Source organism: Enterococcus sp. AZ084 (assembly GCF_051714905.1).
GTDB classification, from domain to species: domain Bacteria; phylum Bacillota; class Bacilli; order Lactobacillales; family Enterococcaceae; genus Enterococcus_B; species Enterococcus_B pernyi.
Genome location: NZ_JBIOSS010000001.1, coordinates 266,473 through 290,894, shown reverse-complemented (window position 1 = coordinate 290,894; position 24,422 = coordinate 266,473). Strand labels below are relative to the sequence as shown.

General features: G+C 34.9%; 26 protein-coding genes and 2 pseudogenes. 4 read left to right on the top strand and 24 right to left on the bottom strand.

Annotation, left to right across the window (positions count from 1 at the left end):
• Nucleotides 1-65: 65 nt before the first annotated feature.
• The 12 genes and pseudogenes from IGI79_RS01420 to rlmH all read right to left on the bottom strand — a co-directional run.
• Nucleotides 66-269 (bottom strand): annotated as a pseudogene (locus tag IGI79_RS01420) (hypothetical protein); the annotation flags it as partial.
• A 32-nt stretch (nt 270-301) separates the two neighbouring features.
• Nucleotides 302-1,537: a serine/threonine transporter SstT gene (gene sstT / locus IGI79_RS01415; protein WP_019722851.1), complete on the bottom strand. Its 1,236-nt coding sequence runs from the start codon at nt 1,535-1,537 to the stop codon at nt 302-304.
• 265 nt (nt 1,538-1,802) lie between these two features.
• Nucleotides 1,803-2,516, bottom strand: coding sequence for a TIM44-like domain-containing protein (locus IGI79_RS01410; RefSeq protein ID WP_195273730.1), 714 nt, complete (start codon nt 2,514-2,516; stop codon nt 1,803-1,805).
• Nucleotides 2,517-2,836: 320 nt separating this feature from the next.
• Nucleotides 2,837-3,505, bottom strand: coding sequence for a hypothetical protein (locus IGI79_RS01405; RefSeq protein WP_229053999.1), 669 nt, complete (start codon nt 3,503-3,505; stop codon nt 2,837-2,839).
• 207 nt (nt 3,506-3,712) lie between these two features.
• On the bottom strand, nt 3,713-4,099 hold the full coding sequence (locus tag IGI79_RS01400) for a DUF4176 domain-containing protein (protein ID WP_195273732.1): 387 nt from the start codon (nt 4,097-4,099) through the stop codon (nt 3,713-3,715).
• A gap of 327 nt (nt 4,100-4,426) precedes the next feature.
• A complete protein-coding gene (locus IGI79_RS01395; protein WP_195273734.1) occupies nt 4,427-4,957 on the bottom strand; it encodes a hypothetical protein in 531 nt (176 codons plus the stop codon).
• Between the two features lie 9 nt (nt 4,958-4,966).
• A complete protein-coding gene (locus IGI79_RS01390; protein ID WP_195476180.1) occupies nt 4,967-5,692 on the bottom strand; it encodes a hypothetical protein in 726 nt (241 codons plus the stop codon).
• Nucleotides 5,682-6,968 (bottom strand): hypothetical protein, encoded by a 1,287-nt coding sequence (locus IGI79_RS01385; RefSeq protein ID WP_195273738.1) that lies wholly within the window; start codon nt 6,966-6,968, stop codon nt 5,682-5,684. Before IGI79_RS01385 ends, IGI79_RS01390 begins: the two co-directional genes overlap by 11 nt.
• Nucleotides 6,959-7,315, bottom strand: a complete 357-nt coding sequence (locus IGI79_RS01380) for a hypothetical protein (protein WP_195273739.1) — start codon at nt 7,313-7,315, stop codon at nt 6,959-6,961. The genes IGI79_RS01385 and IGI79_RS01380 overlap by 10 nt, the downstream gene beginning before the upstream one ends.
• A gap of 729 nt (nt 7,316-8,044) precedes the next feature.
• Nucleotides 8,045-8,452, bottom strand: a pseudogene (locus IGI79_RS01375) (DUF4767 domain-containing protein); the annotation flags it as partial.
• A 220-nt stretch (nt 8,453-8,672) separates the two neighbouring features.
• Nucleotides 8,673-9,956, bottom strand: a complete 1,284-nt coding sequence (locus tag IGI79_RS01370; RefSeq protein WP_195476178.1) for a PD-(D/E)XK nuclease family protein — start codon at nt 9,954-9,956, stop codon at nt 8,673-8,675.
• A gap of 201 nt (nt 9,957-10,157) precedes the next feature.
• The gene (rlmH, locus tag IGI79_RS01365) at nt 10,158-10,637 is read right to left on the bottom strand and encodes a 23S rRNA (pseudouridine(1915)-N(3))-methyltransferase RlmH (protein ID WP_034689953.1); all 480 of its coding nucleotides are present in this window, start codon (nt 10,635-10,637) and stop codon (nt 10,158-10,160) included.
• 428 nt (nt 10,638-11,065) lie between these two features.
• Here rlmH and IGI79_RS01360 point away from each other — a divergent pair, with 428 nt between their 5' ends.
• Nucleotides 11,066-12,370, top strand: a complete 1,305-nt coding sequence (locus IGI79_RS01360; RefSeq protein WP_066025889.1) for a S1C family serine protease — start codon at nt 11,066-11,068, stop codon at nt 12,368-12,370.
• A gap of 46 nt (nt 12,371-12,416) precedes the next feature.
• Here IGI79_RS01360 and ytpR read toward each other — a convergent pair whose 3' ends face one another.
• From ytpR to pepA, 5 genes are all read right to left on the bottom strand, one after another.
• Entirely contained in the window at nt 12,417-13,022 is a 606-nt protein-coding gene (gene ytpR, locus IGI79_RS01355) for a YtpR family tRNA-binding protein (RefSeq protein ID WP_010736525.1), read from the bottom strand.
• A complete protein-coding gene (locus IGI79_RS01350) occupies nt 13,019-13,267 on the bottom strand; it encodes a hypothetical protein (RefSeq protein ID WP_195273768.1) in 249 nt (82 codons plus the stop codon). Before IGI79_RS01350 ends, ytpR begins: the two co-directional genes overlap by 4 nt.
• A 23-nt stretch (nt 13,268-13,290) precedes the next feature.
• The gene (locus IGI79_RS01345) at nt 13,291-13,746 is read right to left on the bottom strand and encodes a universal stress protein (RefSeq protein ID WP_019724277.1); all 456 of its coding nucleotides are present in this window, start codon (nt 13,744-13,746) and stop codon (nt 13,291-13,293) included.
• Between the two features lie 21 nt (nt 13,747-13,767).
• A complete protein-coding gene (locus IGI79_RS01340) occupies nt 13,768-14,088 on the bottom strand; it encodes a thioredoxin family protein (RefSeq protein ID WP_019724278.1) in 321 nt (106 codons plus the stop codon).
• 123 nt (nt 14,089-14,211) lie between these two features.
• Nucleotides 14,212-15,291, bottom strand: coding sequence for a glutamyl aminopeptidase (gene pepA / locus IGI79_RS01335; RefSeq protein WP_195273770.1), 1,080 nt, complete (start codon nt 15,289-15,291; stop codon nt 14,212-14,214).
• 200 nt (nt 15,292-15,491) lie between these two features.
• Between pepA and IGI79_RS01330 the strand changes: the two genes are divergently transcribed.
• Both IGI79_RS01330 and IGI79_RS01325 read left to right on the top strand, forming a co-directional pair.
• Nucleotides 15,492-15,842 (top strand): PepSY domain-containing protein, encoded by a 351-nt coding sequence (locus IGI79_RS01330; RefSeq protein ID WP_019724280.1) that lies wholly within the window; start codon nt 15,492-15,494, stop codon nt 15,840-15,842.
• Nucleotides 15,843-15,981: 139 nt separating this feature from the next.
• Nucleotides 15,982-16,941, top strand: coding sequence for a glycosyltransferase family 2 protein (locus IGI79_RS01325; protein WP_062805833.1), 960 nt, complete (start codon nt 15,982-15,984; stop codon nt 16,939-16,941).
• A gap of 36 nt (nt 16,942-16,977) precedes the next feature.
• Here IGI79_RS01325 and IGI79_RS01320 read toward each other — a convergent pair whose 3' ends face one another.
• The gene (locus IGI79_RS01320) at nt 16,978-18,435 is read right to left on the bottom strand and encodes an NAD-dependent succinate-semialdehyde dehydrogenase (RefSeq protein WP_195273774.1); all 1,458 of its coding nucleotides are present in this window, start codon (nt 18,433-18,435) and stop codon (nt 16,978-16,980) included.
• Between the two features lie 213 nt (nt 18,436-18,648).
• Here IGI79_RS01320 and IGI79_RS01315 point away from each other — a divergent pair, with 213 nt between their 5' ends.
• Nucleotides 18,649-19,029: a PH domain-containing protein gene (locus IGI79_RS01315; RefSeq protein ID WP_010736533.1), complete on the top strand. Its 381-nt coding sequence runs from the start codon at nt 18,649-18,651 to the stop codon at nt 19,027-19,029.
• Nucleotides 19,030-19,144: 115 nt separating this feature from the next.
• On the opposite strand, the gene IGI79_RS01310 is transcribed toward IGI79_RS01315, so the two are convergent.
• The 6 genes from IGI79_RS01310 to IGI79_RS01285 all read right to left on the bottom strand — a co-directional run bounded on the left by IGI79_RS01310 (nt 19,145) and on the right by IGI79_RS01285 (nt 24,265).
• A complete protein-coding gene (locus IGI79_RS01310; RefSeq protein ID WP_195273776.1) occupies nt 19,145-19,330 on the bottom strand; it encodes a hypothetical protein in 186 nt (61 codons plus the stop codon).
• 136 nt (nt 19,331-19,466) lie between these two features.
• Nucleotides 19,467-19,646, bottom strand: a complete 180-nt coding sequence (locus IGI79_RS01305) for a hypothetical protein (protein ID WP_195273778.1) — start codon at nt 19,644-19,646, stop codon at nt 19,467-19,469.
• A 264-nt stretch (nt 19,647-19,910) separates the two neighbouring features.
• Nucleotides 19,911-21,269: a glycoside hydrolase family 1 protein gene (locus tag IGI79_RS01300; RefSeq protein WP_195273780.1), complete on the bottom strand. Its 1,359-nt coding sequence runs from the start codon at nt 21,267-21,269 to the stop codon at nt 19,911-19,913.
• A gap of 57 nt (nt 21,270-21,326) precedes the next feature.
• A complete protein-coding gene (locus IGI79_RS01295; protein ID WP_438845625.1) occupies nt 21,327-22,385 on the bottom strand; it encodes a PTS sugar transporter subunit IIC in 1,059 nt (352 codons plus the stop codon).
• 136 nt (nt 22,386-22,521) lie between these two features.
• Nucleotides 22,522-23,841 (bottom strand): IS4 family transposase, encoded by a 1,320-nt coding sequence (locus IGI79_RS01290; RefSeq protein WP_347082699.1) that lies wholly within the window; start codon nt 23,839-23,841, stop codon nt 22,522-22,524.
• 58 nt (nt 23,842-23,899) lie between these two features.
• A complete protein-coding gene (locus tag IGI79_RS01285) occupies nt 23,900-24,265 on the bottom strand; it encodes a hypothetical protein (protein WP_438845624.1) in 366 nt (121 codons plus the stop codon).
• Nucleotides 24,266-24,422: the final 157 nt, after the last annotated feature.

Below are 24,422 nucleotides of genomic sequence, written 5' to 3'. Positions count from 1 at the left end.
TAGCTTATTAACTATATTCTCAAAAACGTTATCATTTTAAAATCAATGGCTCACGACGAGCTAGTTTAAGTGAATGGATAATGAATGACCTCTTTGTACGTTTCAAATAATTCAGCATTCAATTGATGACCACCATCTATATTGGCAGAATAAAAAATCGGTGGGTGTTTCACTCCCTCAGAAATCAACTCTTCACAAACTTCTACGATGATCGTATTGAGAATGGTCCCTCCAATCACCGTAGAAGAAGGACCGACCTTTTGTGATAACTCTGTTAACAAATGACAATAGAAAGATTCCTCTATTGCAATTCACTCAAACGACTTTTGATCGAAACATCCTCGCCATTTCTTTTTCTAGCACCTAGTTCACCAATTGCGGTAAATAGTAAGTCACTGGAAGAATTTAGAGCTGTCTCAACTGAGTCTTGGATGACCCCAATAATAAACCCGATTCCTACCACTTGCATCGCAATATCATTTGAGATGCCAAATAAGCTACAAGCCAAAGGAATCAATAGTAATGAACCCCCAGCTACGCCAGATGCACCACAAGCAGCTAAAGCCGCCAAGATGCTTAAAATCAATTTTAAGCCAAAAGAAGCTTCGATACCTAGTGCCTGAACAGTCGTTAACGTCATCACTGTAATTGTCACTGCTGCTCCCCCCATATTGATCGTTGCTCCTAATGGAATCGAAATGGCATAAGATTCTTTTGTTAATTTCAGTTTTTCTGCCAACATCATATTGATCGGAATGTTCGCCGCAGAACTACGCGTAAAGAAAGCAGAGATTGCACTTTCTTTTAAACAAAAGAAAATTAATGGATAGGGATTTTCTTTGATAAACAAAAAAGTAAGTAATGGATAGATGATCAAAGCAACAAAGAGCATCGTACCTACTAACACAAGAACTAATTGGAGATACTCGGTCAGTCCAGAAAGACCTGTTGTTGCAATTGATTCATAGACTAACCCCAAAATACCGATCGGAGCGAAAGAAATAATTAATTGAACGACCTGTGACAATGCGACCGAAATCTGATCGATAACTTCTTTCGTTGCTTCCGTACGTGTCCGCAATGCCAATCCTAATAATACCGCCCAAAATAGCACACCTAAATAATTAGAGTCAATAATTGCTTGAATCGGATTTTGAGTGACATTGGTCAGCATCGTTGATAAAACAGTCCCAATATTTTGAGGCGCTTGTTCCGAAGCAGTTTCCTGCAGAGTAATCGGTACCGTAAAAATCGAACTAGTGATCACCGCCACAAAAGCCGCTAAAAAAGTCCCCCCTAAATACAATCCTAAAATCGGCTTTACGAATGTCTCATTCCCCATTTTATGTTTTGCAATTGAAGCTGCAGTTAAGAAAAACACTAAAAGCGGCGCAATCGCTTTTAAACAGCTAACAAACAACGTTCCCAATAAAGCAATAAATCCCCAGGTAGGTAAAAAAATACCTAATATTATACCAATTAAAATACCACAACCAATACGTTGAACTAACGACATGTCCAAGAATTTCTCTAACAAATAACCACCCCTTTATAGTTTAACAACCATTCTAACATCTTCATGAGAGAAACAAAAGGATAATTTTCAGAAAATTCTTGTTATTTTACATATCTATGTGTCCCTAAAAAAAATGACGAACGATTTTGATTTGGAAAAATAAAAAACATCATTGTAATCTTAGGCACAAATTACAATGATGACTCCTATAAATATTTTTTATAAAAAGAATGAATTTAGTGATAGATTTATCTTAAAGGCTAGTTCTTCGCCTAAAGACACGCTATCAATCTAAAAATATCGGTTGAATAAAATCTGCTTGCCAAATTTTGTCTTTTTCAGAGTAGTTGAAATACCATACTTGCGAAAAATAAAGCCTTTCCCGCTTATCTCCTGAAATCAACTGCTGGTTCTTTCGATCGACTAAGTAATCAAAACAACTAAAATCGATTCGAATAGAGAAACTAGTATCATTGATTTGTCGGTAGTTAGCCAATTCTTGAATGGCTATTTTCGTTGTATGATTTCTTACACCTTCATCTTTATTTTTTTGTAATACTTGCTGATGCTCTTCAAATAATCTTAAAGTATAACAATTTCTTACTTTTTCAGGAGCCTCTTCTTCCCAAGATTTTTGTATTGCATAAAAGATTCTGTTAATCTCAGAAAGCAATTTTTTCTTTTCACGCTTTGTTCCAGGCATTCTTGATAACAAATCATTGATATCCATATTGTGCCTTTTCTTTTTTTTAAATAAAGAAAAAACAAATATACTTCCTAATGATAAGCCAAAAAAGAGAAAATCTTCTGATGTACTGTTACTATTAGTCGTCCGACTCCTCCGATAATAGGAATTGGAACCTCCCCCTATCGAACCGCCACCAGAGCCCCCACCGGTTGAACCACCACCATGCCCACCTGCTACGGCAAAAGTTTGAACGGGCGTAAAAAACAAAAAAGCCATGATCAATAGACAAATCACTTGATAAGTTTTCTTCATCTGAACCCTCTTTCTCAATCCCCCACGATGATACCTTATCAAATAATTATTACAAGATTCCTATGGAACAATGAATGATTTCCTAATTTTTCTTTATTTGGTAGGATTTCATGATAGATACTCAAAGATACAGCACCTATGCTCCTAAATGCTTAAAGGTGGACTTAAAAATAAATACATATTCTATATAAACTTAAATTTTGGAAATTCTAGTAGTCATATTATTTCTTTTCAAACATTCTTCTGTTTATTCCCGTAATAGATTAGAATAATGGTTTCAAATGTACAATCCTTTCAATTGATGATCTTTCATGTGATTTTTATCTTTTTTCAATTTGATATTTAGAAGATACATCTGGAACTTCTCTAAAATTTGATATGATTTTTCCAAATATTAATGAAATTGTAGGTGATACTAATGAAACAAAAATAACTTTCCAAAAGTCACCTGATAAAATTGCCGATATAAATAGGTAACCTACAAACATACCATATACACATGATAAAAAATTACTCAGAAATACATAAATTTTTGACCTTTTATTTTCAACAAGTACTAACTGTACAATTGTCGTATCTTTAACGATTTCTTTCATTTTCTTATTGTTATGTAATAGTCGACAGGTCGATATTATTCCATATATACTAAGAAGACTACCAATCAATAGAGCTAAATATATTGATTCAAGATAGCCCAAAAATATAAGAAAAGGACTAATTACAAAAACTCCGAAAATCCCATAAGTTTCAGGAACATAAAATTGTCTTTCAGGTATTTTTTTACCTTCAAAAATTTCTGCTGATCCAGTTACTTTATATGCAGTCCAACTTTTTTTCGGAGCGTTGTTGTAAAAGGTACTAAACGGAAAAAAGTTTCTTAGCCTCATTAACTTAAAATAATCAACAATGTACAATCCATCATTAAATTCCAGTAAATAATATCTGCCATTAATTCTTTTAATCTCTTGGGCACAGTTGTTTCCTATCATCTAAAACCTCCTTCAAGTTTCTCAGTTGATTCTGGAAAAGTTAGCACTATATGCTATTACTTAATTAGTTTCAAAACAGTTCTATAGTATTTTATTTCTGTGATTTTTTCATAAAAAACCAACCAAAACGATCTTCCTCCTCATCTTTAAATTGTATTTGATAGGCTTAATAATCCTTGCTAGCATTCTCATTAACTCAATATAAAATTAAAAACCAAATGTTTCTCCTTCCAATAAAAATTTTTTTCCTAAATCCCCGTATTCTTTTTTCTTAGAAGTATGTTTTAGATCAATAACTTTACCTTTAGGGATATCCAAATTATTTTGCTTCCATTCTTCTAAGGCTGTTAAAACTGTTTTTTCATTTTTACTTATATATCCTTGATATAAAATTTCTCGAATGTCCTCGTTATTAAAATACGCTATTTCTTCAATATTATTTAAACCAGTTAGTTGATTTACTGCAGCATAATCTAAGTAATAAATTTCCTCTTGCATCTTCAAAATCGGTTGTCGCGCAACAATTAGTAATGGCATAATTCCTTCTTTCATGTACACAACACTACCCAAAGGCAGTAAGTTAGTTTGTTCCATATGTATTCTCCATTCTAGTTATTATAGCTGTTGCTATTAGTAGGCTCAATCTCTGTATTTCCGACTTCTATTCCATAAGAAATTTAATACAAAAAAAGGATATAAACACTTACCGATCATCTTTATCAAAAATTATTTTATATTTCACCTTTTTTGTTGAATAGATTTTGCCATTAAATATAGTACTCACAAGAATAAACACTGTAAGAACAAATAATAATCTTTCTTGTATTATAAAAGGAATGACTAACGTAAACATGCCATAAAATATAAGCAATCCTATCAATACTGTTAATGCCTTTACATAATGAATCATTTTCATTCTCCTCACCACCATTTTAAAATTTTTTGTGTAATGATCAATGGAGTAATTGCATATCCCTTACCTATACGTTTTAAAGAACCACCTCTTTTTTCTAATTCCTTTTTTAGTCTATTTTTTCGCCAATAAGATACCACAGAAAGACAAATGACTAATGCTAACCAGAAGAAGAATAAATTAATGGTTCCTTCCAACATATCTATCGGCAAATTACTTTTACCCCAAAGCCAATTCTGTGGAATAAAGTCCCTCACTAAGTTACTTAAAGGAAGTCCAATGGCTACTCCTAAATAACTTTTTTCTGATTTTTTCTTGATCTCTTCCCCTATTTCTAAACCCGAAATACTGAATTCATTCAAAGAAATACTGGCTTGATAGATCTTTCTATTAACCCTATACTGCTTTAAACCTACCATGAAATTGTTTTGTCTTATTAGATATTCTTCATTACCATCTGAAATCAATAGACACCAACCTGGAATTACTTTTTTTTTATCAAAGCATAAATTTCTAATCTCACCATCTTCTATTTTCATATCATTTAGTCAAGATACGCTTTCTAACAATATATATTTCACAATATTATTAACGAAATAAACTTTACCATTGAACAAAAAAATTTTAACTATATAAAAACTCAACAAACTTAGCAATCTTTCTTGTACTAAAAAAGGTATTATAAACAAAAAAATGATTGTAAAACAAATAATCAAAGCTAGACCAACTATATTATTTATTTTCCATACTTTTTTTGCATATTTAGAATTATTAATTAGATTTATCCTTCCCACAAAATTTACAGCAGAATTATTATTCATCATTTTAAAAAGAAAAACTCTTTTTCTAAAGAATGAACAAAAGTACAAGCAAACTATTATAGTTAGCCAAAAAAACAATAGATTTTTTATACCTGTAGAAAAATTAAAAAATTGATCAGAATTTCCCCATAACCATTCAACTGGAACTATTTTTCTTATTATTGGATATAATACTAAAGCAATCGCACTACCTATGTAATTACTGTTTGATTTTTTCTTATAATCTTTCTCTATCTCTTTACAGTCTACAGAAAAACTCATTAAAGAAGTATTAGATTTATATATTTCTCTTTTCAGATGATAGTTGCCCAACCTTAACAAATTTGAATTCTGTCGAACAACAAATTCCTCATTGTTTTCTGTTACTAATAACAACCATCCGCGAAGAATTTTATTTTTTTGAAATGCAATATTATATATTTTTCCACCAATAATTTTACGGTTATATTCCATCTAATAGGCCTCCAATAAAACCACTCACCCCTTCAGTGAAATCACCCCATCCAGATACTACTGCTTGTCCCACACTATCTTCAAAATCTCTAACAAATTTAAATTTTTCTCTTAAAATATCATTCGCAATACCTACACCTATACCTACAGCTATAGAACCTACTATACCAATACTTACAGGAGCAGAAATTAGTCCAACTGCAGCTAATGCTCCCGTACTAAGCTTTATACCACTTATTACTCCTGCACTCGCTAATCCTGTAATTATTCCTTTTCCCCAAGCCTCTTCAGCACTATCGCCTGAAACTATATCTATCCCTACACCAATTAATAATCCCGCTCCTTCTGTTATTGCCTTGCCTCCATATTTAAACACCCCTTTTATTGTATTCTCAGCCGATTCCCTTGCAGCTAGAGTGGCTCCAGGAACTTCTCCCAAAATCTTTCCGTCTGGTAATTCTAATGAATATCGGTTTTTCCAGATATAGTCGGAAGCATTTTGACCATGCTGTATTCCTTTTTGTATAAATAGTTTCTCTGTTTTCTCACTAGCCAGAGCCCCCCCTGTTGTTTGAAGTACTGAAATAACTTCATCATAATTTCCTATATCTATTTGATCAGAAGTAAACCACTTTTTATTTATTCCCTCGGGTAACAAATATGAACCATCTATCCTCACTCTCGTATTCTTTAACACTAATACACCTTGCATCGCCAGTTTTAGTTCATCCAAACTATGACTGAATAATCCACTAGTTTGAGCATTGAAATTATGTAATTTTTTTAATTTATTTTGTAATTGATCAATATCTTGTTGAAAGCTTTCTGACATACGATCTAGATCTCGTTGGACATTTAGCAATGTTTCGAGAATGCCGACGAACGGATTACTTTGTGCTTGGGACCGGACAAAAGCAGAAGTCGTGTCTACTGATGCTTTCATAACTCGTGTCGTCGCCAGTTGCTGGTTCAGTTTGTTCTCATCCAAGTATCCTTCCATTGCTACAATCTGATCCGCGACTTTATACCTTTGTAGCTCCTGTTCAATTTTTTCAATCGCATTCGCTGTTCGTGTAATTGTCGGAATGATCAATTCACTAAATAATCCTTTTCCTGCTGTATATGCTGCACCAGATAATTCGTTTCCGTTAACAGCTGACACGACTTTTTGACTTCCTCTCTTTAGTTGTTTGATCGTTTCTTTACTACTTGCTAAGTTCTTCTTTAACGCTGACATAAATTCTGATGATTCCCCGCTCACATAAACTAACCCCACTCAAATGTTCTCCTTTCTGCAAACAACTCTTCTCTTTCTACTTCTAATCCTTGTAAAGTTTTCCTGTACGAAAAATCAAGTTCTTCATATGCCTGATGAAATTGTTGTTGAAATGCTTGTTGCTTTGCTTCATACTCCTTCTGCATCCAAATTGCATTGGCCATACCTTGTTGGATATCTTCATGATTCACTTCAGATAATTGGCGAAAACCTCTTTGAAGGTCTTTTTCTAATTGAAGGAGCTGGTTTTCTAACCTACGTTTCCCATTTGCTAATTCATCTTGTTGCTGTTCCACTTTCCGAATTTCTTTTTGATTCTCATAGATCATTTCATTATCTATTGACATTCATTCACCTTCTTAGATATTTGATGGTTGATTTCTTGCAACATTATTTTTATAAGCGATAGGCTTTTGTCCTTTATATGTTGACCTTCTTAAACTAAATACGCATTTCATCTGAATTATTTTCATATTTAAAACGATTGAAGTGGTTTTTATTATTTCATAAAAACTAAGTTAATCGATCAAATAAAATAACCGATAAAATTAATTTTACACCTTCATTATATTTCCATTTTAATATAATAATCAATTGAAAAATAAAACATATCATAAAACGTCGTTTTAGTTTCATAATCGTTAAAATAACATTAAAAAAGACCGTCATTTATTGACAGTCAATCGTGATATCGATCATTATTTCATTTATGATACGGAGCTGGGTATCATAGGGAATAATATTATAGAATTCTTTGGTAAAGAAGTTATTTAATTAACTATTTTTCAATCTGAAAGTATAGTAATATTTTTGGTCATTTTTAGTACTTCTAGTACTGTATTTTTTTAAATTAATATATCATTCAAAAGAATGTTTGTGCTCTTTCAATTATCGTTCTTATTATTACTTTTTTATGTATATTAGTTAAAAAAGTCGTTTAATACATTCATTCTCCCTCTCTATAAATAAAACTGATTCTTAAAAAGCTCCATAAGCTTTTTAAGAATCAGTTATTAATGGATAATGAATAACTCTAACTATTGAATCATTCTAAAAAATTTGTCCCTAGACAGCTCTTATTTCAAATTAGGATATTTTTCTAATAAGTTCATCGCACTTTGTGCTAGTTGCGCATTAGTTGCATTACCTACGAAAGAATCAATTATTTCTTCATCTGGAATTGAATTTAATACCTCTTCATTAAATCCTTGGTTCTGTTTTAATATTTCCCTAATCGCTTGTGCTCTTTCATTCAGATCTGGACTAGCTGGAGTAGTTGCGTCTTGTGTTGTCGTAGTTGTTACTTGTTGATTAGGTTCTCCCACCACTAGAGTTTGAGGAGCTTGTCCATTAACTATATCCACAAAACCTTGTTTTAATTGTTGATTTTGAGTTTCACTAAAGTACATGTAATTATTTTCATTGCCTTGATTTTGTTGCGTTAAATAAACTTTATTTTCAAAACCAAAGAAATAAACATGTTTTTGCCATATATTTTCAGAAATATCATAAAAATTTTCTACTACAAGTTGACTCACGTAATCAACATTAATTTCCGATAATTTTATTTCAATACAATTATCTCTACTGGGTTCTAACATAGCTTCTGATAAAGATTTTTTCCAAATCTATTCGTCTTCTGATTGCCAAATTTCATTAATATTCATACTTATCTCTCAAAGAATGTATCTGGGTTTCTGGTTTCTATTCAACTAAATTTACTTTTGTTTCTTCAAAATTTATTGTGCTATTATCTGAATGCATAAAGAAATTATTTTTTATTTTTTCGAATTCACGGGCTTTTTCTCTTATATCTTTTAAATTTTTTCCAAGTGATTTCTTGATTTCTTCTACAACTTGATCCCTTCCTTCATCCTCTAGCTTTGTATAAAGGTCTTCAATAAATCTCGCATTTACTTTGTTGATTTTCCATTCGGCAACATTCCACCATTCCCAGTTTTCCTTCTTCTTTCTTACCCCTGTCGTTAGCATTAATTCTTCAACAAATTTTTTATTTTCTTCTGGAATCTTACCTGTAAATACGAGTTTTATTTTTCCAACACTATTTCCTCCTTTATTTAATATTTCGAAAGCATACATCTTGTGATTATTCCATCCACCTGGGTAAGACAAAGGTAAATCTGGAAATAAATTAGTGAATTCAGGTGTTTGAAATCTAACTATAGATTTTCCACTGTATTTGGGATCAAAAATTATTTCATTTTCTTTAGCAATCTGTTTCAATGCTTCAATGTATAATTCACTCATCAAACTTAAATTATCAGGTATATTTTCAAATATCAGATCCAATGCTTCTTTATGTTGTTGATAAATTTTTCTAACAATTTCTTTGATTTCTTCATCCATTCCGACATCTCTCCTTAAAATATCAACATAGTCTTTTATCAAATAATATACTTTCTTTTCCATACTATTTTTTTGTATTAATTGCTCCAGTATTTCAACGATGTCCTTATAAGAAATTATACCCCAACTTGGATTTGTGGGTTCATTTCCATCTGGAGTTAAAAAAACAAAAATTTTTTTATAGTTAGAATAATTGCGTTCTATATATCTTTGGTATTTATTAAGCTGCCCTCTAGACTCCGAAGACAGAATTTTATTTTCGATACACATCACTATTTTATTTTTTTCCGAAACCAATAAAATATCAATATTATTATTTTCCCTGTAAACAATTAAATCTTCATAACTATTAAGTAAAGCATCAAAATAATTGATAGTAGCTTTTGTATCATCATTAGAATCTATATATCTTTTCAAAAACATTTTAAAAAAATCATCAGATAAATTATGGGTTTCATTTGGGGCGAATAAAAAGGCTAAAAAATTACTATGTCTTATTTCATTTTTAGATAGCTTAAGTATCTGAAATATATTTGTTTTCCCAGTCCATTTAGATAGTTTTTCTTCAATATCATCCATGTCCTCTAATAGATTTTTTAAACACTTTTTTTCATCTATCATATTTTTTCTCCTTACTATTTCTAACTAAAATTTTACGTATTTGTTTCTGTGTCTACATTATCTTTTAACGGTATATGTTTTTCTTTTGCAAATTACTTACCTATTAAAGCAAATAACAAAATTATTTATAAACTTCTCCCATCCGACTACCTATTTCTACTATATTAAAATAGAGATTAATTTTTCTCTTAAAAAATATCATTATTTATGATACGGAGCCCCCGTATTGATCCGAAACGCCCGATAGATCTGCTCGACGAGAATCAGGCGCATCAGTTGGTGCGGGTAGGTCATTTTGCCGAAGGAGATTTGGGCATTGCTGCGTTGCATGACGTCATCGCTTAATCCTAACGAGCCACCGATGACAAAGACGAGCTGGCTTTTTCCTTGGATGCCTAATTGATCGATTTGCTTTGCAAAGGCTTCACTGGTAGGATTTTCGCCTTGGATCGCTAAAGCGTAGACAAATTCATGATCTTTGATTTTTGCGAGTATACGCTCGCCTTCTTTTTCTTTGACTTGGCGCATTTGGGCTTCGCTAAGATTTTCTGGTGCTTTTTCGTCAGGTACTTCTATTAGTTCGATTTTCCCATAGGCTTTCAGTCGCTTAACGTACTCATTGATTCCTTGAATCAGATATTTCTCTTTTAATTTTCCTACTGAGATGATTTTTATGTTCATAATTATTTCCTTTCCTCATTCTTCCAGGTCGATTTATTCCTTCCTTATTATAATTGAGGATGCTTATTCAAGAAAGTGATTTAAAAAAGTTTTCCCACATAGTTATACACATCTTCCACAGGTTTATCCACAGTTTATCGTGGTTTTATTGCTTATTTCATAAGTATTTCTTAAGCAAACATATGTTTCGCACAGATTTTTCCACTTTTTCCACAAGTTGTTGATAACTTTTATGAGCATTTATGCGCATTTTTTACAAATACTTTTCCACAATTGCTGTGTATAAGTTTGTATTTAATTTTTTCATCTGAAAACAATTATTTTTCCTAATGTTTTTCATAAAAAGTTCACAGTCTGGAAGTAGACTAAATTTAGTAAATAAGTCTATACTTAACTTATCTAGAAAATAATAAATGGAGGCAGATCACATGGACAGAAGAGATGTGACACCAAAAATGAAAAAAAGAAAATCTAATGGCATTTGGCGAAAGCTAGGTCTTGGCGTAGTTGGTGGCGTGATTGGCGGATTACTGACTTTCGGTATTTTTTATGCAGCAACTGGAGGTGGTAACTCAGTAACGACTTCTTCTAGCAGTGGGACACAAAATGCATCAGGCGAAACAGTTGTCGAAAATGTAAAAGTCAATGTAGATTCAGATATCACTTCTGCAGTGGATAAAGTGCAAGGAGCAGTTGTTTCTGTTATCAACCTACAAAAACAAAGTTCATCATCTGACCCGTTTGGTTCATTATTTGGCCAACAACAAGAAAGTAGTGGTGAAGATGGCGAATTGCAAGCTTACAGTGAAGGTAGCGGTGTGATTTATAAAAAAGAGGGCGATTCCGCTTATATCGTGACGAATAATCACGTTGTCGATGGACAACAAGGACTAGAAGTTTTACTAAAAGATGGAACAAAAGTGAAAGCAGAATTAGTCGGTACAGATGCTTATACTGATTTAGCTGTTTTAAAAATCAGTGCTGACAAAGTCGATACTGTTGCTTCATTTGGCGACTCTGCTTCATTGAAAGTCGGCGAACCTGCGATTGCGATTGGTTCTCCTCTAGGTTCTCAATACGCAAACTCGGTGACATCAGGAATTGTTTCTTCCTTGAATCGTCAAGTGACAAGTACAAATGAATCTAATGAGACAGTGAATATCAATGCTATCCAAACAGATGCAGCGATCAACCCGGGGAACTCTGGTGGTCCACTAGTTAATATCGAAGGTCAAGTCATTGGTATCAATTCAAGTAAAATTGCATCGACTTCTGATTCTTCAAGTGTAAGTGTTGAAGGAATGGGCTTTGCGATTCCAAGTAATGATGTCGTAAATATCATCAATCAACTTGAAAAAGATGGAAAAGTAACACGCCCTGCACTGGGTATCACAATGACCGATCTTTCCGCCGTTTCTACACAACAACAGGAACAGATCTTGAAATTACCATCTTCTGTAACAAATGGCGTGATCATTCGTTCGGTTCAACCAGCAACGCCTGCGGAAAAAGCTGGCTTAGAACAATATGATGTCATCACAAAAATCGATGATACAGAAGTCTCATCTGGTGTTGAATTACAGTCTGTGCTTTATGGTAAAAAAGTTGGTGACACTGTGAAGATCACTTATTACCGTGGCGAAGAAGAAAAAACTGTAGATATCAAATTGACAATTGATAATACTGCATTAAATCAAGGAAATTCAAATAGTTCCAATGGCTCAAATAATTAATAAAAAAACGGCTACCTCAATGGAGGTAGTCGTTTTTTTATTAATGCTAGTTTTTGAATGCTTCGCCAACTATCGCATCTTCAGGTAAAACTAAGATGCCTTTTTTCTCTGGGGCGTTAGGTACGTGAAGTTCCTTTGCAGAGCAAATCATTCCATCACTTTTGACCCCTCTTAATTCTCCAGGCCAAATCATCATACCGTCTGGCATCATTGCACCAGGTTTGGCAACGACTACTTTTTGACCTGCTTCGATATTCGGTGCACCACAAACGATTTGTAAAACTTCGCCACCATCTACTTCTGTTTCCGTTACTGATAAGTGGTCTGAATCTGGATGAGGTTCACAAGTTTTGACATAACCGACAACGATTTTCGGTTGGTTGTCTTTTTCGAGTGTTTCTTCAAAGCCAGCTTCCTTGATCAAACGGTTCAATTCAGCTAGTTGTTCTTCTGAGATTGTTACTTGGCCATTGCCTTCAATTGTTAGATGATCTGAGATATGGAAAAAGTTCCATGCAACGATTTGGCCAGATTCATCTTTGATCTGCGCAACATTCCATTTGCGAATAGCGGTATTTTCCGTCCCTTTATCGTCGGCTACGATCACCATTAGTGTGTCGCCCACATGTGCGCGATTATAAGCAAAAATCATTTTGTTTCCTCCAATATCATTTGTTGAAGTTGTTTTTTATTTATGGCAACTGAATACATCGTACTTTCGGGAATCCCCAAATAGTCCAGCGCCAAACTCTCTTGCTTTATCTTAACAAAAAAAGGCGGTTCTTGCATGATAAATTCTCTTAGAAAAGCTTGCCGGAATAAAAAGAAAGCACGGATCACAAAAAAGACGAGGAAACGAAATGCACCATCTTTCGTTTCCTCGTCTTTTTTGTTCAAGGATCTGCCTATTGAATCAAAAACTAGGCTTCTCTTGGTTCTGAAACGACTAAGACATCACACGGAGCTTGTCGAATCACATAGCTTGCCACACTACCAGTCATAAAACGTTCAACGGCATTTAACCCTGATTGACCAATCATAATCAAGTCGATTTGATATTTCTTTGGTAGTTTTACTGCCATAGATTCTCTGACCGAACCGTAAGCCACAATACCTTCTATTTTTTGGTAGTCAACGGATTTTCCGTAATTTTTACATTCTTCAATCAATTCTTTTGCTGATTCAGTCTGTTGATCGATCAAGGATTGGTCAATAGGCGTATACCCCATAAATTGATAAAATTGTTGGTCGATCACATTCGTCACATATACTGTGCCTTCATTTCTACGAGCTACCTCAACGGCTTTTTTGAATGCAGCAAACGCTTGCTCGCTTCCGTCAATTCCAACTAATATTTTCTTATATGCTTGTTCCATTTTTCCCACTCCTCTCGTTTCTCACTGCTGAATCGTTTTTGTTAAAAATTGTTCGATTTCTTCTTTTGTTTTACGATCTTTATTGACCAGACGACCTAGTTCTTTCCCATCTTTGATGACAATAAAACTTGGAATACCGAAAATATTCCATTCTGCTGCTAAGTCGATATACGCATCACGATCCATTTCGACAAATGTCCAATCTGAAAAGCGACGCTCGATCTCTGGCATTTGTGGTTTGATGAAGCGACAATCGCCACACCAATCGGCAGTAAAGAAAAAGATATGATTGCCTTTTTCAACATAACCGGCTACTTCTTCAAGACTTTTAGGAGTAATCATAGGTTTACACTTCTTTCTTATTCTATATTCTACTTAAATTATACACCTTTACAAAAAACTGACCAAACTATATCTAAAAAATAAAAAACGAGCAAAAGCGGATAGCCTTCACTCGTTGATTACTTATTTTCCGTAAACGATCGTATTCACCGTTGATTTATCTAAGCCCTTCAATGTTTGGATCAACATTTCTCTGGCTGCTTCAAAGTCACGGATACTAAACATTGTTTGATGCGTATGGATATAGCGTCCAACCACACCGATAACAGTACTTGGGATTCCTTCATTTTGTGTATGAGCAGCACCCGCGTCGGTACCACCTTTTGATACAAAGTATTGATATGGAATATTGTTTGTTTCAGCAATATCTAGTAAATATTCACGTAAACGTGGCAACATGATCAATCCTGGATCTTGGATACGCATCAAGGTGCCTTCTCCTAGATGGCCAAATGTGCCTTTTTTCGTTACTGTATCATCTGCTGCAGAGCAGTCTACCGCAAAGAATAGATCAGGTTTGAATTTGTTCACTGAAGCTTTTGATCCACGTAAACCAACTTCTTCCTGGACATTAGCGCCGGCGATCAGCGTATGACCTAATGTTTCTTTTTCTAGGGCTTCTAATGCTTCCAAGACCATCGTACAACCGTAACGGTTATCCCATGACTTACTGATAATATTTTTGCCGTTTGCTGTTTTGATCGTTTCTGCAAAAGGTACGATCGTATCTCCTGGTAGGACACCAAAACTCATTGCTTCTTCTTTTGATTCAAAACCAGCATCAAATAAAATGTCAGCTACTTCGACTGACTTTTGACCGCTTGTGCCACGTAATAAATGTGGTGGAACGGAAGAAGAAATACATGGATAATTTTTACCTGATGATGTCTTCAATGTAAAGCGTTGAGCCGATACTACATAAGGATTCCAACCGCCTAGCGGAACCACTTTGAACAATCCGTTATCTTGGATCTGTGTCAACATAAAGCCAACTTCGTCCATGTGCGCTGCCACCATGACACGAGGTGCATCTGCTTCTTGGTGGTGGCGTAATCCAAAGATCCCACCTAATCCATCTAATTGTAATTCATCAACTAGTGGCTCCATGTGTTGCTCCATGTACGCGCGGATATCTTGTTCAAAACCGCTTGTTCCTTGTAATTCTGTTAGTTCTTTGATACGTTGAAATGTTTTTTCATCCATAATAATGATCGTCTATAATTCAGACTTGTCTCCTTTCAATCTCAGCTTTGATTTGTCTTAAAAAATAGTATCTGGACAAATCTATCGTGATTATTATACCGTATTTTATTTCAAAACGGTTATTTATTTCAAAGAAAATCAGATAGTGTGGTAAAATAAAGCCAAAGAAACTTGTGAAAGTGTAAAGGAGGGCAAGCAGCATGTATGAAGAAAGTGAACAGGCCTATTTCAAAGGTGGTTTAGCTGTCGGACTTGGTTTAGGATTATTAAGTGGCGTGGCAACTGCACTATGGTACAATCGCAACAAAACGATGTCCGCTGATGAAGTCTTAGCTACCATCAAAGAAGCATTTTTAGATGAAGGCTCGATTGAAGGCTCCTGGATCTCTTTTGAGAAAGAACCGACACGTAAATTTGCAATTCATTCAAAAGCTTATCGTGGTGGGATTTCTCGCATAGAAGATGGTGAAGTCGTCTATTATGAATTTTTAGCAGATGCCTATACTGGTACTGTTTTAGATATTTCTAGAAAAAAAGGAACAGATGCTTGATTTCATTTTTTAAAAGATTCTCTTAGAAATAGGCTTTCCTATGGATAAGAGCTTCTTTTTTTGCATAAAAACTGGTATAAACGTACATGATAGGTTATGCTTAGTTTAAACTTTTTCAATTTATTTAGGAGAGTGAAAAATGAATCACACAGAAAAAATTGCTGTCCTGATTCCTTGTTATAATGAAGAAGCAACGATTCCCACAGTCATTGCCGACTTTAAACGAGAATTACCAGAAGCAGATATTTATGTATACGACAATAACTCAACGGACAACACCTACGACTTAGCAGTTGCAGCGGGTGCTATTGTAAAAAAAGAACCTCGTCAAGGTAAAGGAAATGTCATTCGTCAAATGTTTTTTGATATTGATGCAGACTACTACTTGATGGTAGACGGAGATGATACTTATCCAGCCGAAGCCGTACATGGACTTTTAGAAAAATTACGTTCTGGCGAAGCGGATATGGTCATTGGCGACCGTCTTTCTAATGGTACTTACTTTGAAGAAAATAAACGTGCCTTCCATGATTTTGGTAATAATTTAGTCAAAAATACGATCACTCGTTTATATAAAACAAAAATAAGAGACGTGATGACTGGCTACCGAGGATTTAACCGTATTTTTGTCAAAAGCTTCCCGATCATGAGTGCTGGATTCCAAATCGAAACGGAATTGACCATTCATGCCTTAGATAAAAAATTCAAATTAGTTGAGCTCCCTATTGATTACCGTGATCGCCCAGAAGGTAGCGAATCAAAATTGAATACCTTTTCTGATGGCTTCAAAGTCATTATGATGATCATTAAAATGTGTAAAGATTATAAACCAATCCTATTTTTCAATATCTGGACAGTCATTTTCTTTTTAGCTGGTCTGTTCACTGGGATTCCTGTCATTCGTGAGTTTATGTTGACAAGCTTTATTACTAAAGTCCCTTCAGCTATTTTAAGTACAGGATTGATGATCCTAGCTTTACTTTCACTAGTTACCGGTATGATTTTAGATACGGTCGTTACGAATGCAAAGAAAGAGTACGAACTGAACCTCTATCATGTTTATCATGAGTATCATCAAAATAAAAAAGAAGAGAGATGATTTTATGCAATCATCCTCTTCTTTTTATCTTATCATTTATTTCTCTGATGCAATCGTCACAAACTTCACTTCGACATATTCCTCTACCCCAAAAGTTCCGTTCTCACGGCCAAACCCTGAATGTTTGACTCCCCCAAATGGTGTCGCAGAATTTGAGATCGTCGTATCATTGACACCGACCATGCCATATTGCAATTTATTGCTTACATTGTTGATCGTATGGATATTCGTCGCAAAGAAATATGATGCTAAACCAAAAATCGTATCATTGGCATCTTTGATTACTTGTTCTTCGTCTTCAAATGTAATGATTGGGATCACTGGTCCAAATGTTTCATTGTAGAAAATATCCATTTCCTTTTTCACGCCATCTAATACTGTCGGTTCAAAGAAGAAGCCATTTGCATACTCTCCGTCCGTCAGACGATGACCACCAGCCAAGATTTCTGCTCCTTTAGCTACTGCATCTTTTAATTGTTCTTCAACTTTTTTTACGCCTTCTTCATTGATCAATGGCCCCGTAGTTGGATCGTCTAACCCATTTCCAACAGTCACTTCTCTGATTTTTTCCACAATCAATTTTGTTGCTTGTTCTTTGATTTCTTTATGGATAAAAATTCGATTTGGTGACGTACATACTTGTCCATTGTTGATAAATTTCGTTTTGATCAATGTATCGACTGCTAATTCTACATCGGCATCTGGAAAAATAATAAATGGCGCATGTCCACCTAGCTCCATAGAAACTTTTTTCAAGGTAGGTGCTGCTTGTTCATTTAGAATTTGTCCAACTTCTGTTGAACCTGTGAATGTGATTTTTTGGATATCATCCGATTCAGACAAAATCTTTCCAATAGTTGAGGAGTCCCCCATAACGATATTTACGACGCCATCTGGAAAGCCAGCTTTATGGAATAATTCCATCAACGCAAGTGCTGATAGAGGTGTTGATTTTGCTGGTTTTAAGATCACCGTACAGCCTGCGGCGATTGCCGGCGAGATTTTACGAATGATCATGTTGGATGGAAAGTTCCATGGTGTGATGGCGCCGACGACACCTACTGGTTGTTTACGTGCTTGCCATTGTTTCCCTTCAGGTGAAGGAATGATTTCTCCCATGATTCGTTGGCCTTGCGCTGCATTCCAGCGAAGGTTTTCGACATTTGTTTGGATTTCTGCCGTCGCTTGAGCAAGCGGTTTCCCTTGCTCCATCGTCATGATTTTTGCTAAACGTTCGCTGTCTTCTTCTACTAGATCAGCCATTTTATTCATTAATTTTGCTCGTTCGCTTGGTGCTGTTCTTGACCAACCTTCGAATGCCTTGTTGGCAGCTTCAATGGCTTCTTTTGTCTCTTTTTCGCCACCTTGTTGGACGCTTGCTAACGTTTCACCAGTTGCTGGATTGACGACATCAACTGTTCCTTCAGAGCCTTCAAGCCATTTGCCATTAATATAAAGATGAGTTTCTACTTGCGGTAAATCATATTTCCCCATAGTTTGCCTCCTCTATTCTTAATTACATAACAACCGTAACATTAATAAAGTCAAAGCTCAAACCATCTGTTTAACGTGACTTTGTCTGACTCAGCCTTACAAATTCAATTTTTTTATTCTTTTGAAGAATAAATTGCTCGTTCATTCAAAAGCTTTGTTACAATGAAGTAGATTACTAAAATGATTTTATCCTACGACTAAAGGAGTGTTTTTATGGGGCTATTTGATGGCTTGATGGGTAACGCTACCCAAAAAGATACAACCAATATCACAAGAGAAGTTCAAGAGATCCTGATTCCAATGGAACAGGTAGAGTTAGCGTTCAAATTAGTACGTGATTTGATTATTTTCACCGACCGTCGGATGATTATCGTCGATAAACAAGGAATGACTGGTAAAAAAAGCGAATATAAATCGATCCCTTACCGTTCGATTTCACGTTTTTCGATTGAAACAAGTGGGCATTTTGATTTAGATGCCGAATTGAAAATTTGGATCTCTAGCGCAGAACTACCCGCTGAATCGTTACAATTTAGAAAAGATAAGAATATCATCGCCGTACAACAGGCACTTGCAGCAGCTGTTTTATCTTAAACTCATAATCAATATAAAGAAGCCTACTCATCCAAAACTTGAAGTATTTTGGGTGGGTAGGCTGATTTTGAAGTGTTGTCGACTTCTGCAAAAACGCTTCTAGAGACTTAAAATTTTATAATACATAGCCTTCATTTTTTTGATCTTTTGCTCTTTTTTCTTTAAAGTCCATTTTTTCTAGTTTAAGTTTTTTCATATTTTCCGCTTTGATTTTATTGATTTCTGCAAAAGAACGTTGTTTGATACTCTCAATTTCTTGTCTTCTTTTTTCTTTTATCTTATCTAGATCTCTTTCTTTCATCTTGCTCTCCTTTCTTTTTGAAGAAGTTTGGTTTCTAAGATTCACTGTAACCCTACAAATCTAGAAAGTAGCATCAATCGAACAAGAGAGTGGGACATTCAAGTATCTTCTATTCATATTCTAGATTTTTGAAAATTTATCTCTCTTTATTTTTTTCGCTTTGCCCAATAGCCTGAGAATCACCACTGTGTGATACTTCTTTACTATCTTTAGTTACTTCTTTATTTCTGTCGACTTCATTTAATGCTTGCTCTTTGACTGTTGCTAAAATTCGCGCTTTTCTTTCTTTAACACTTTCTAGTGTTTCGTGTTCCATCGTAATCCCTCCTTTAGCAATTATTCTACTGAATAAATGGATAAAGAATGAACAAATTTTTTTTGAAAATAAAAAAAGTATTTCCTCCAAACTATAAAGAGAAAAATTACTGTTGGATAGTCGCTTGTGAACATTCAGCAGACTAACTGTATTATTGATTTATCACTTCACTCTTCAAACAAATAAGAATATACAAAAAACTGCATGTATCCACTTGATCCAACGAATACATGCAACTATCTATTTTGCTATTATTTACTCACTCTATAAGCCTTGTTCTTTTTGAAGAAAATCTTTGAACCAATGAAAGCTTTTTTTAGGTACGCGTTTCATATCACGCAGATCATGATTTCCTCTATTAACGTAAACCATCCCGTATCTTTTTTCCATATCACCTTTTGAGCTAGGTAGATCAATTAATCCCCAGCCAAGATAACCTAGTACTTCACAGCCGTCCATGCTCATTGCATCTTGCATTGCTTTAATATGTTGTTCATGGTAATAAATGCGGTAGTCGTCTTGAATAGGTGTATTGCCATCCCAACTTTCCTGCGTGCCTATCCCATTTTCAACGGGGAAAATCGGTAAATTGTACTTTTGGTACATCTTGTTGATGATATCTCTAAAGCCAAGAGGATCAATTCCCAGATTCCACTCATTCATCGAAACAAATGGATTTTCCACTTCACCATATGTCAAATAATAGTTTGGTGCGATATCTGCTGGAATGTTTTTATGGCTGATACTTCCGGTACAATAGTAACTGAATGATAAATAATCACTTGTTACTTTTCCGATCTCAGCAAGTTCTTCCTCGGTCATATCTACGTTCAAATGCTGTTTTTCAAACGTCAAAACTTGTTTCGAATAACCACGTCCACAAAAGGCATCCAAAAGATTCTGGTTGATAAATTCATCCCATTCTCTCGCAACCAATACATCTTTGGGATGATTAGTCGCAGGGTACATATTAGAATAAGCTAACATCCCGCCGATTTGCCCCTCTGTTGTTTCATGGATGTAGTTGGCGATTTTTGCATGTGCGACCATGATATTATGAGCGATTTGATGAATATTATCCACTGTATCTTCCGTATTCAATGTTCCCCCATATAATAGTGCCAACGGTGTTGAATACAAGTTTTGTTCATTGAAAGTCACCCAATATTTGACTTTACTTTTGTAGCGATCCACCATTTTTTTCCCGTATTCCACAAAAGCATCTACGACATGTTTACTCATAAAGCCATCGTAATTCTGCGCAAGATGAAGCGGCATATCAAAATGATAGAGACATAGCATCGGTTCAATATTCCGTTCTAACATCGCATCGATATAGCGATCATAAAATAAGAGACCCTCTTCATTGAATGCTCCATCACCTGTTGGATTGACACGTGACCAAGAAGTTTGGAAGCGATAAAAATTCATGCCCATTTCTTGCATCAAATCAAGATCTTCTTCATATCGGTGATAGCGATCAATCCCATGCTTCCAATCCGAAGTAGTTTCAGTCGCTTCCCGAACGTCATAAACAGACAAGCCTTTTCCGCCTTCGTTCCAAGCGCCTTCTGTTTGCATACTTGAGGAGGAATCTCCCCAAAAAAATTTTTTCTTTCCCATCTTCTCATTCCAATCATTATTCTAATTTTTCAATTATCTATTCCATTCATCAATCTTCTAAGAAAGACTCATCTCAGCATTTGTACGAGCAACCCGTTCACTGATTTTTAAGAATGGCAGATAGAAGAAGACTAACGCGACGATAATGACTGCTTGAACAACAATTGCTCGCCAATCACCTGCAGTTGCTAAAAAGCCACTTAAAAACGGTGGTGTCGTCCAAGGAATGGTCACCACACAGCGATTGACTAGCTCCATTGATGTTGCTAAATAGCCAATAGTCGTACCTACGATCGGTGATAATACAAAAGGAATGATCATCGGTAAATTGAAGACGATCGGTAATCCAAAAATCACAGGTTCATTGATGTTGAAAATATTAGGACCTAACGCCAACTTAGATAAATCTTTATATGCTTGATAGCGACTAAAAAGTAAAATTGCTATCACTAAAGCAATGGTCGAACCAGTACCACCCATCAAAGCGCCATATACTTGGTGGAACGCTGAGTTGATGATGTGAGGAGCAGCTTCACCATTCGCAGTAGCTGCCATATTCTCATTCATATTTACCATCAATAATGGATCTAGGATCGGACCGGTGATGACAGATTGATGGATACCGAAAGAAAATAGTAAGTTTCCAAAGCAAACTAAAAACAAGTAGCCAAAAAATGAAGTCCCTACACCACGTAATGGCTCTTGGATGAATTGTTCGATGATTCTCATAAAATCATTTCCTGTTAGTTGGATCAAAAATGAAGCAAAGGCAAACAATGAAACGACAATGATCAATGGGAACATCGTGTTAAAAGATTTTCCGACTGCTGGCGGTACACTATCTCCTAAATTGACTTGCAATTTCTTAGAACGTGTCAGACGAATGTATAGCTCGGTTGCCAATAATCCAGTAATGATGGCAGCAAAGACTCCTTTTGAACCAATATTCCCGTAACTGATGACCCCACTGATTTCTACAGCCGTTTCCCCATTGATCGGCGTTGTCTCGATCATAGTTGGAAGCAACGTCAAAAATGCTGGAACAACAGCGATCACAACCCCAATTGGGTTATCATATTCTCTATTTTTTGACAAGAAATAGCCAATGGTGATCACAACAATGTCATTAAGTTAAGGCAAAAAAGTAAATAATAGTCTCAAGTATATCGCTTTTTTCTTATTAACTTGACCAATTTTATATTTTTAAGCAACACAAAAAAACGTCCTATATGGTATAGTCCGATTTATAATATTAGGCAATACGATATAAAAAACCAACAAATTTCTTTTTTGTTATATTTCTCTGGTCACTCCGATTCTGTCGTATGGGGAGGAGATATCTTCTTATCAAAATTTCTACATTGACGGTTTGATCAAGAAAAAATCTTTTACAAATGCCTATAGCTTGTGTGAAATTAAGCTGATAGAACTGCTTTAAAGGAGCTGATAACGCCACTACCTGAGCAATTTCCATTGAAAAGTTGTATATAATGAGACGAGCGTAAATTTCTTGAATAATAAACTCTAGTTTCTTTGAGTGGAATTGGTTTAAACCTAAGGCATATTTTAATTCTCTAAAGGAAGTTTCAATTCCCCAGCGTAAGTGATAAAGTACTTTTAAATCTTCGCTTTTAAAAGTGAAGGAATCAAGATTCGTGACTAAAGATTCATAACTATCCTCACTCAACTTAATCCGAACGACTCTGAGACTAACGGGATAGCTTTCTTTTGAATCGGATGGGAGATAATCAAAGCTGGCTTTTTTACGCACAAATTGATAGCTTTTGTCAGCTTTGATTTTATTGGTCTGTCTTCTTGTTAACCAAAGGTTAACCTCTTTATCAAATGTTCCTTTTTGAGGTAATCCAAGTCCTTTAAGAAAGCCATTACTTTTGGTATCTTTTACTCGAATTACGAATTTTTGACCACTTTTTCTAATATGTTCGTACACGTTAAATGACTCATGACCACGATCTGCAATAATAATTGTCGGCTTTTCAAAAGTAAACTCATCAACCATTTGACACAAACTGCTCCGTTCGTCTAGCTGTCTAATTTTTTGGAAGTTTACCGATGCATAGTATTTATTTAATGGGTCATATAAAGCATTGAGATGAAAAGATCCTACAGATTTATCAAACTTTCCGATGGTGTAATGGGATTCAGGATCGTTTTCATCATAAGGAATATTAATATCGGAGCCATCATGAGCCAATAGTTGGTACCCTTTATATTGCTTGTTTTGGTTACTTGAAGGAATGGTTCGGTAGAAGAGTTGTTTGAAAGCTTCAATCTTTATTTTACTTCGAGCCTGTACAAATGCGGAAGCAGTTGGCGTTTGAAGTGTAAAATCAAAGTAAGAGAGTAATTCACTAGAAAGACTTTGTCCACCGAAAGAGAGAATAATTTTGAGAGTGGTCTCAAAAGATAATTTTCTATTTCGTGAAAAATCAAGCGGAGATTGAGCAAAAATTTCAGGTTGATTTGTAATACAGCGAATTTGATCTTCTAAATTTTGTTTGATTTTATGAGCTGCTTGAAGTGTGGATGAAATGTTGATGGTATTAGACATAAGGGCACCTCCAGAATAAGTAGCGCTATGACGTTTTATTATTGTTAAAATAATTGTATCAAGAGAGTGTCCTTTTACATAGAAAAAATAAAGCAGGGAAACTTAAATGTTTTCCTGCTTTTTTCCTTAACTTAATGACATTGGTGATCACAAGAATAATCCCAGTGATATTAAGGGTCGCGTTCGTAATGATCGATCCCCAGTTTTGCCAAGATGCCATTGTGTCCGCGCTGATCATATTTTGGAACCAACCTGACGGATCTAACACGACCGAATTAATTAAAATAGCAATACCTGCTAAAATGAATAAAGGCATGATAGTAGCAAACGAATCACGTAGTGTTCTCAAATAAATTTGATTGCCGATTTTTTGTGCTGTTAAAACAAATTTCCCCATCAAAGCTTCCCTTTTTTTCACATCCATTTATTTATGCCTCCTGAATTGTCTATAGTTGTATATCAACTTCTAATACAGAATATCACTTGAAAACGCTTTTGTAAATACTTAATTAAAATTAGTGTATACTTATTTTTATAAAAAATAAAAAAGACCACACTTGATAGTTTCAAGTACAGTCTTA

What these genes read in the sequence shown, in the direction of transcription:
- IGI79_RS01410 (WP_195273730.1), bottom strand. Translation starts at nt 2,516, where the DNA reads ATGAAGAAAACTTATCAAGTGATTTGTCTATTGATCATGGCTTTTTTG.
- IGI79_RS01405 (WP_229053999.1), bottom strand. Translation starts at nt 3,505, where the DNA reads ATGATAGGAAACAACTGTGCCCAAGAGATTAAAAGAATTAATGGCAGA.
- IGI79_RS01400 (WP_195273732.1), bottom strand. Translation starts at nt 4,099, where the DNA reads ATGGAACAAACTAACTTACTGCCTTTGGGTAGTGTTGTGTACATGAAA.
- IGI79_RS01395 (WP_195273734.1), bottom strand. Translation starts at nt 4,957, where the DNA reads ATGAAAATAGAAGATGGTGAGATTAGAAATTTATGCTTTGATAAAAAA.
- IGI79_RS01390 (WP_195476180.1), bottom strand. Translation starts at nt 5,692, where the DNA reads ATGGAATATAACCGTAAAATTATTGGTGGAAAAATATATAATATTGCA.
- IGI79_RS01380 (WP_195273739.1), bottom strand. Translation starts at nt 7,315, where the DNA reads ATGTCAATAGATAATGAAATGATCTATGAGAATCAAAAAGAAATTCGG.
- IGI79_RS01370 (WP_195476178.1), bottom strand. Translation starts at nt 9,956, where the DNA reads ATGATAGATGAAAAAAAGTGTTTAAAAAATCTATTAGAGGACATGGAT.
- rlmH (WP_034689953.1), bottom strand. Translation starts at nt 10,637, where the DNA reads ATGAACATAAAAATCATCTCAGTAGGAAAATTAAAAGAGAAATATCTG.
- IGI79_RS01360 (WP_066025889.1), top strand. Translation starts at nt 11,066, where the DNA reads ATGGACAGAAGAGATGTGACACCAAAAATGAAAAAAAGAAAATCTAAT.
- ytpR (WP_010736525.1), bottom strand. Translation starts at nt 13,022, where the DNA reads ATGATTTTTGCTTATAATCGCGCACATGTGGGCGACACACTAATGGTG.
- IGI79_RS01345 (WP_019724277.1), bottom strand. Translation starts at nt 13,746, where the DNA reads ATGGAACAAGCATATAAGAAAATATTAGTTGGAATTGACGGAAGCGAG.
- IGI79_RS01340 (WP_019724278.1), bottom strand. Translation starts at nt 14,088, where the DNA reads ATGATTACTCCTAAAAGTCTTGAAGAAGTAGCCGGTTATGTTGAAAAA.
- pepA (WP_195273770.1), bottom strand. Translation starts at nt 15,291, where the DNA reads ATGGATGAAAAAACATTTCAACGTATCAAAGAACTAACAGAATTACAA.
- IGI79_RS01330 (WP_019724280.1), top strand. Translation starts at nt 15,492, where the DNA reads ATGTATGAAGAAAGTGAACAGGCCTATTTCAAAGGTGGTTTAGCTGTC.
- IGI79_RS01325 (WP_062805833.1), top strand. Translation starts at nt 15,982, where the DNA reads ATGAATCACACAGAAAAAATTGCTGTCCTGATTCCTTGTTATAATGAA.
- IGI79_RS01320 (WP_195273774.1), bottom strand. Translation starts at nt 18,435, where the DNA reads ATGGGGAAATATGATTTACCGCAAGTAGAAACTCATCTTTATATTAAT.
- IGI79_RS01315 (WP_010736533.1), top strand. Translation starts at nt 18,649, where the DNA reads ATGGGGCTATTTGATGGCTTGATGGGTAACGCTACCCAAAAAGATACA.
- IGI79_RS01310 (WP_195273776.1), bottom strand. Translation starts at nt 19,330, where the DNA reads ATGAAAGAAAGAGATCTAGATAAGATAAAAGAAAAAAGAAGACAAGAA.
- IGI79_RS01305 (WP_195273778.1), bottom strand. Translation starts at nt 19,646, where the DNA reads ATGGAACACGAAACACTAGAAAGTGTTAAAGAAAGAAAAGCGCGAATT.
- IGI79_RS01300 (WP_195273780.1), bottom strand. Translation starts at nt 21,269, where the DNA reads ATGGGAAAGAAAAAATTTTTTTGGGGAGATTCCTCCTCAAGTATGCAA.
- IGI79_RS01290 (WP_347082699.1), bottom strand. Translation starts at nt 23,841, where the DNA reads ATGTCTAATACCATCAACATTTCATCCACACTTCAAGCAGCTCATAAA.
- IGI79_RS01285 (WP_438845624.1), bottom strand. Translation starts at nt 24,265, where the DNA reads ATGGATGTGAAAAAAAGGGAAGCTTTGATGGGGAAATTTGTTTTAACA.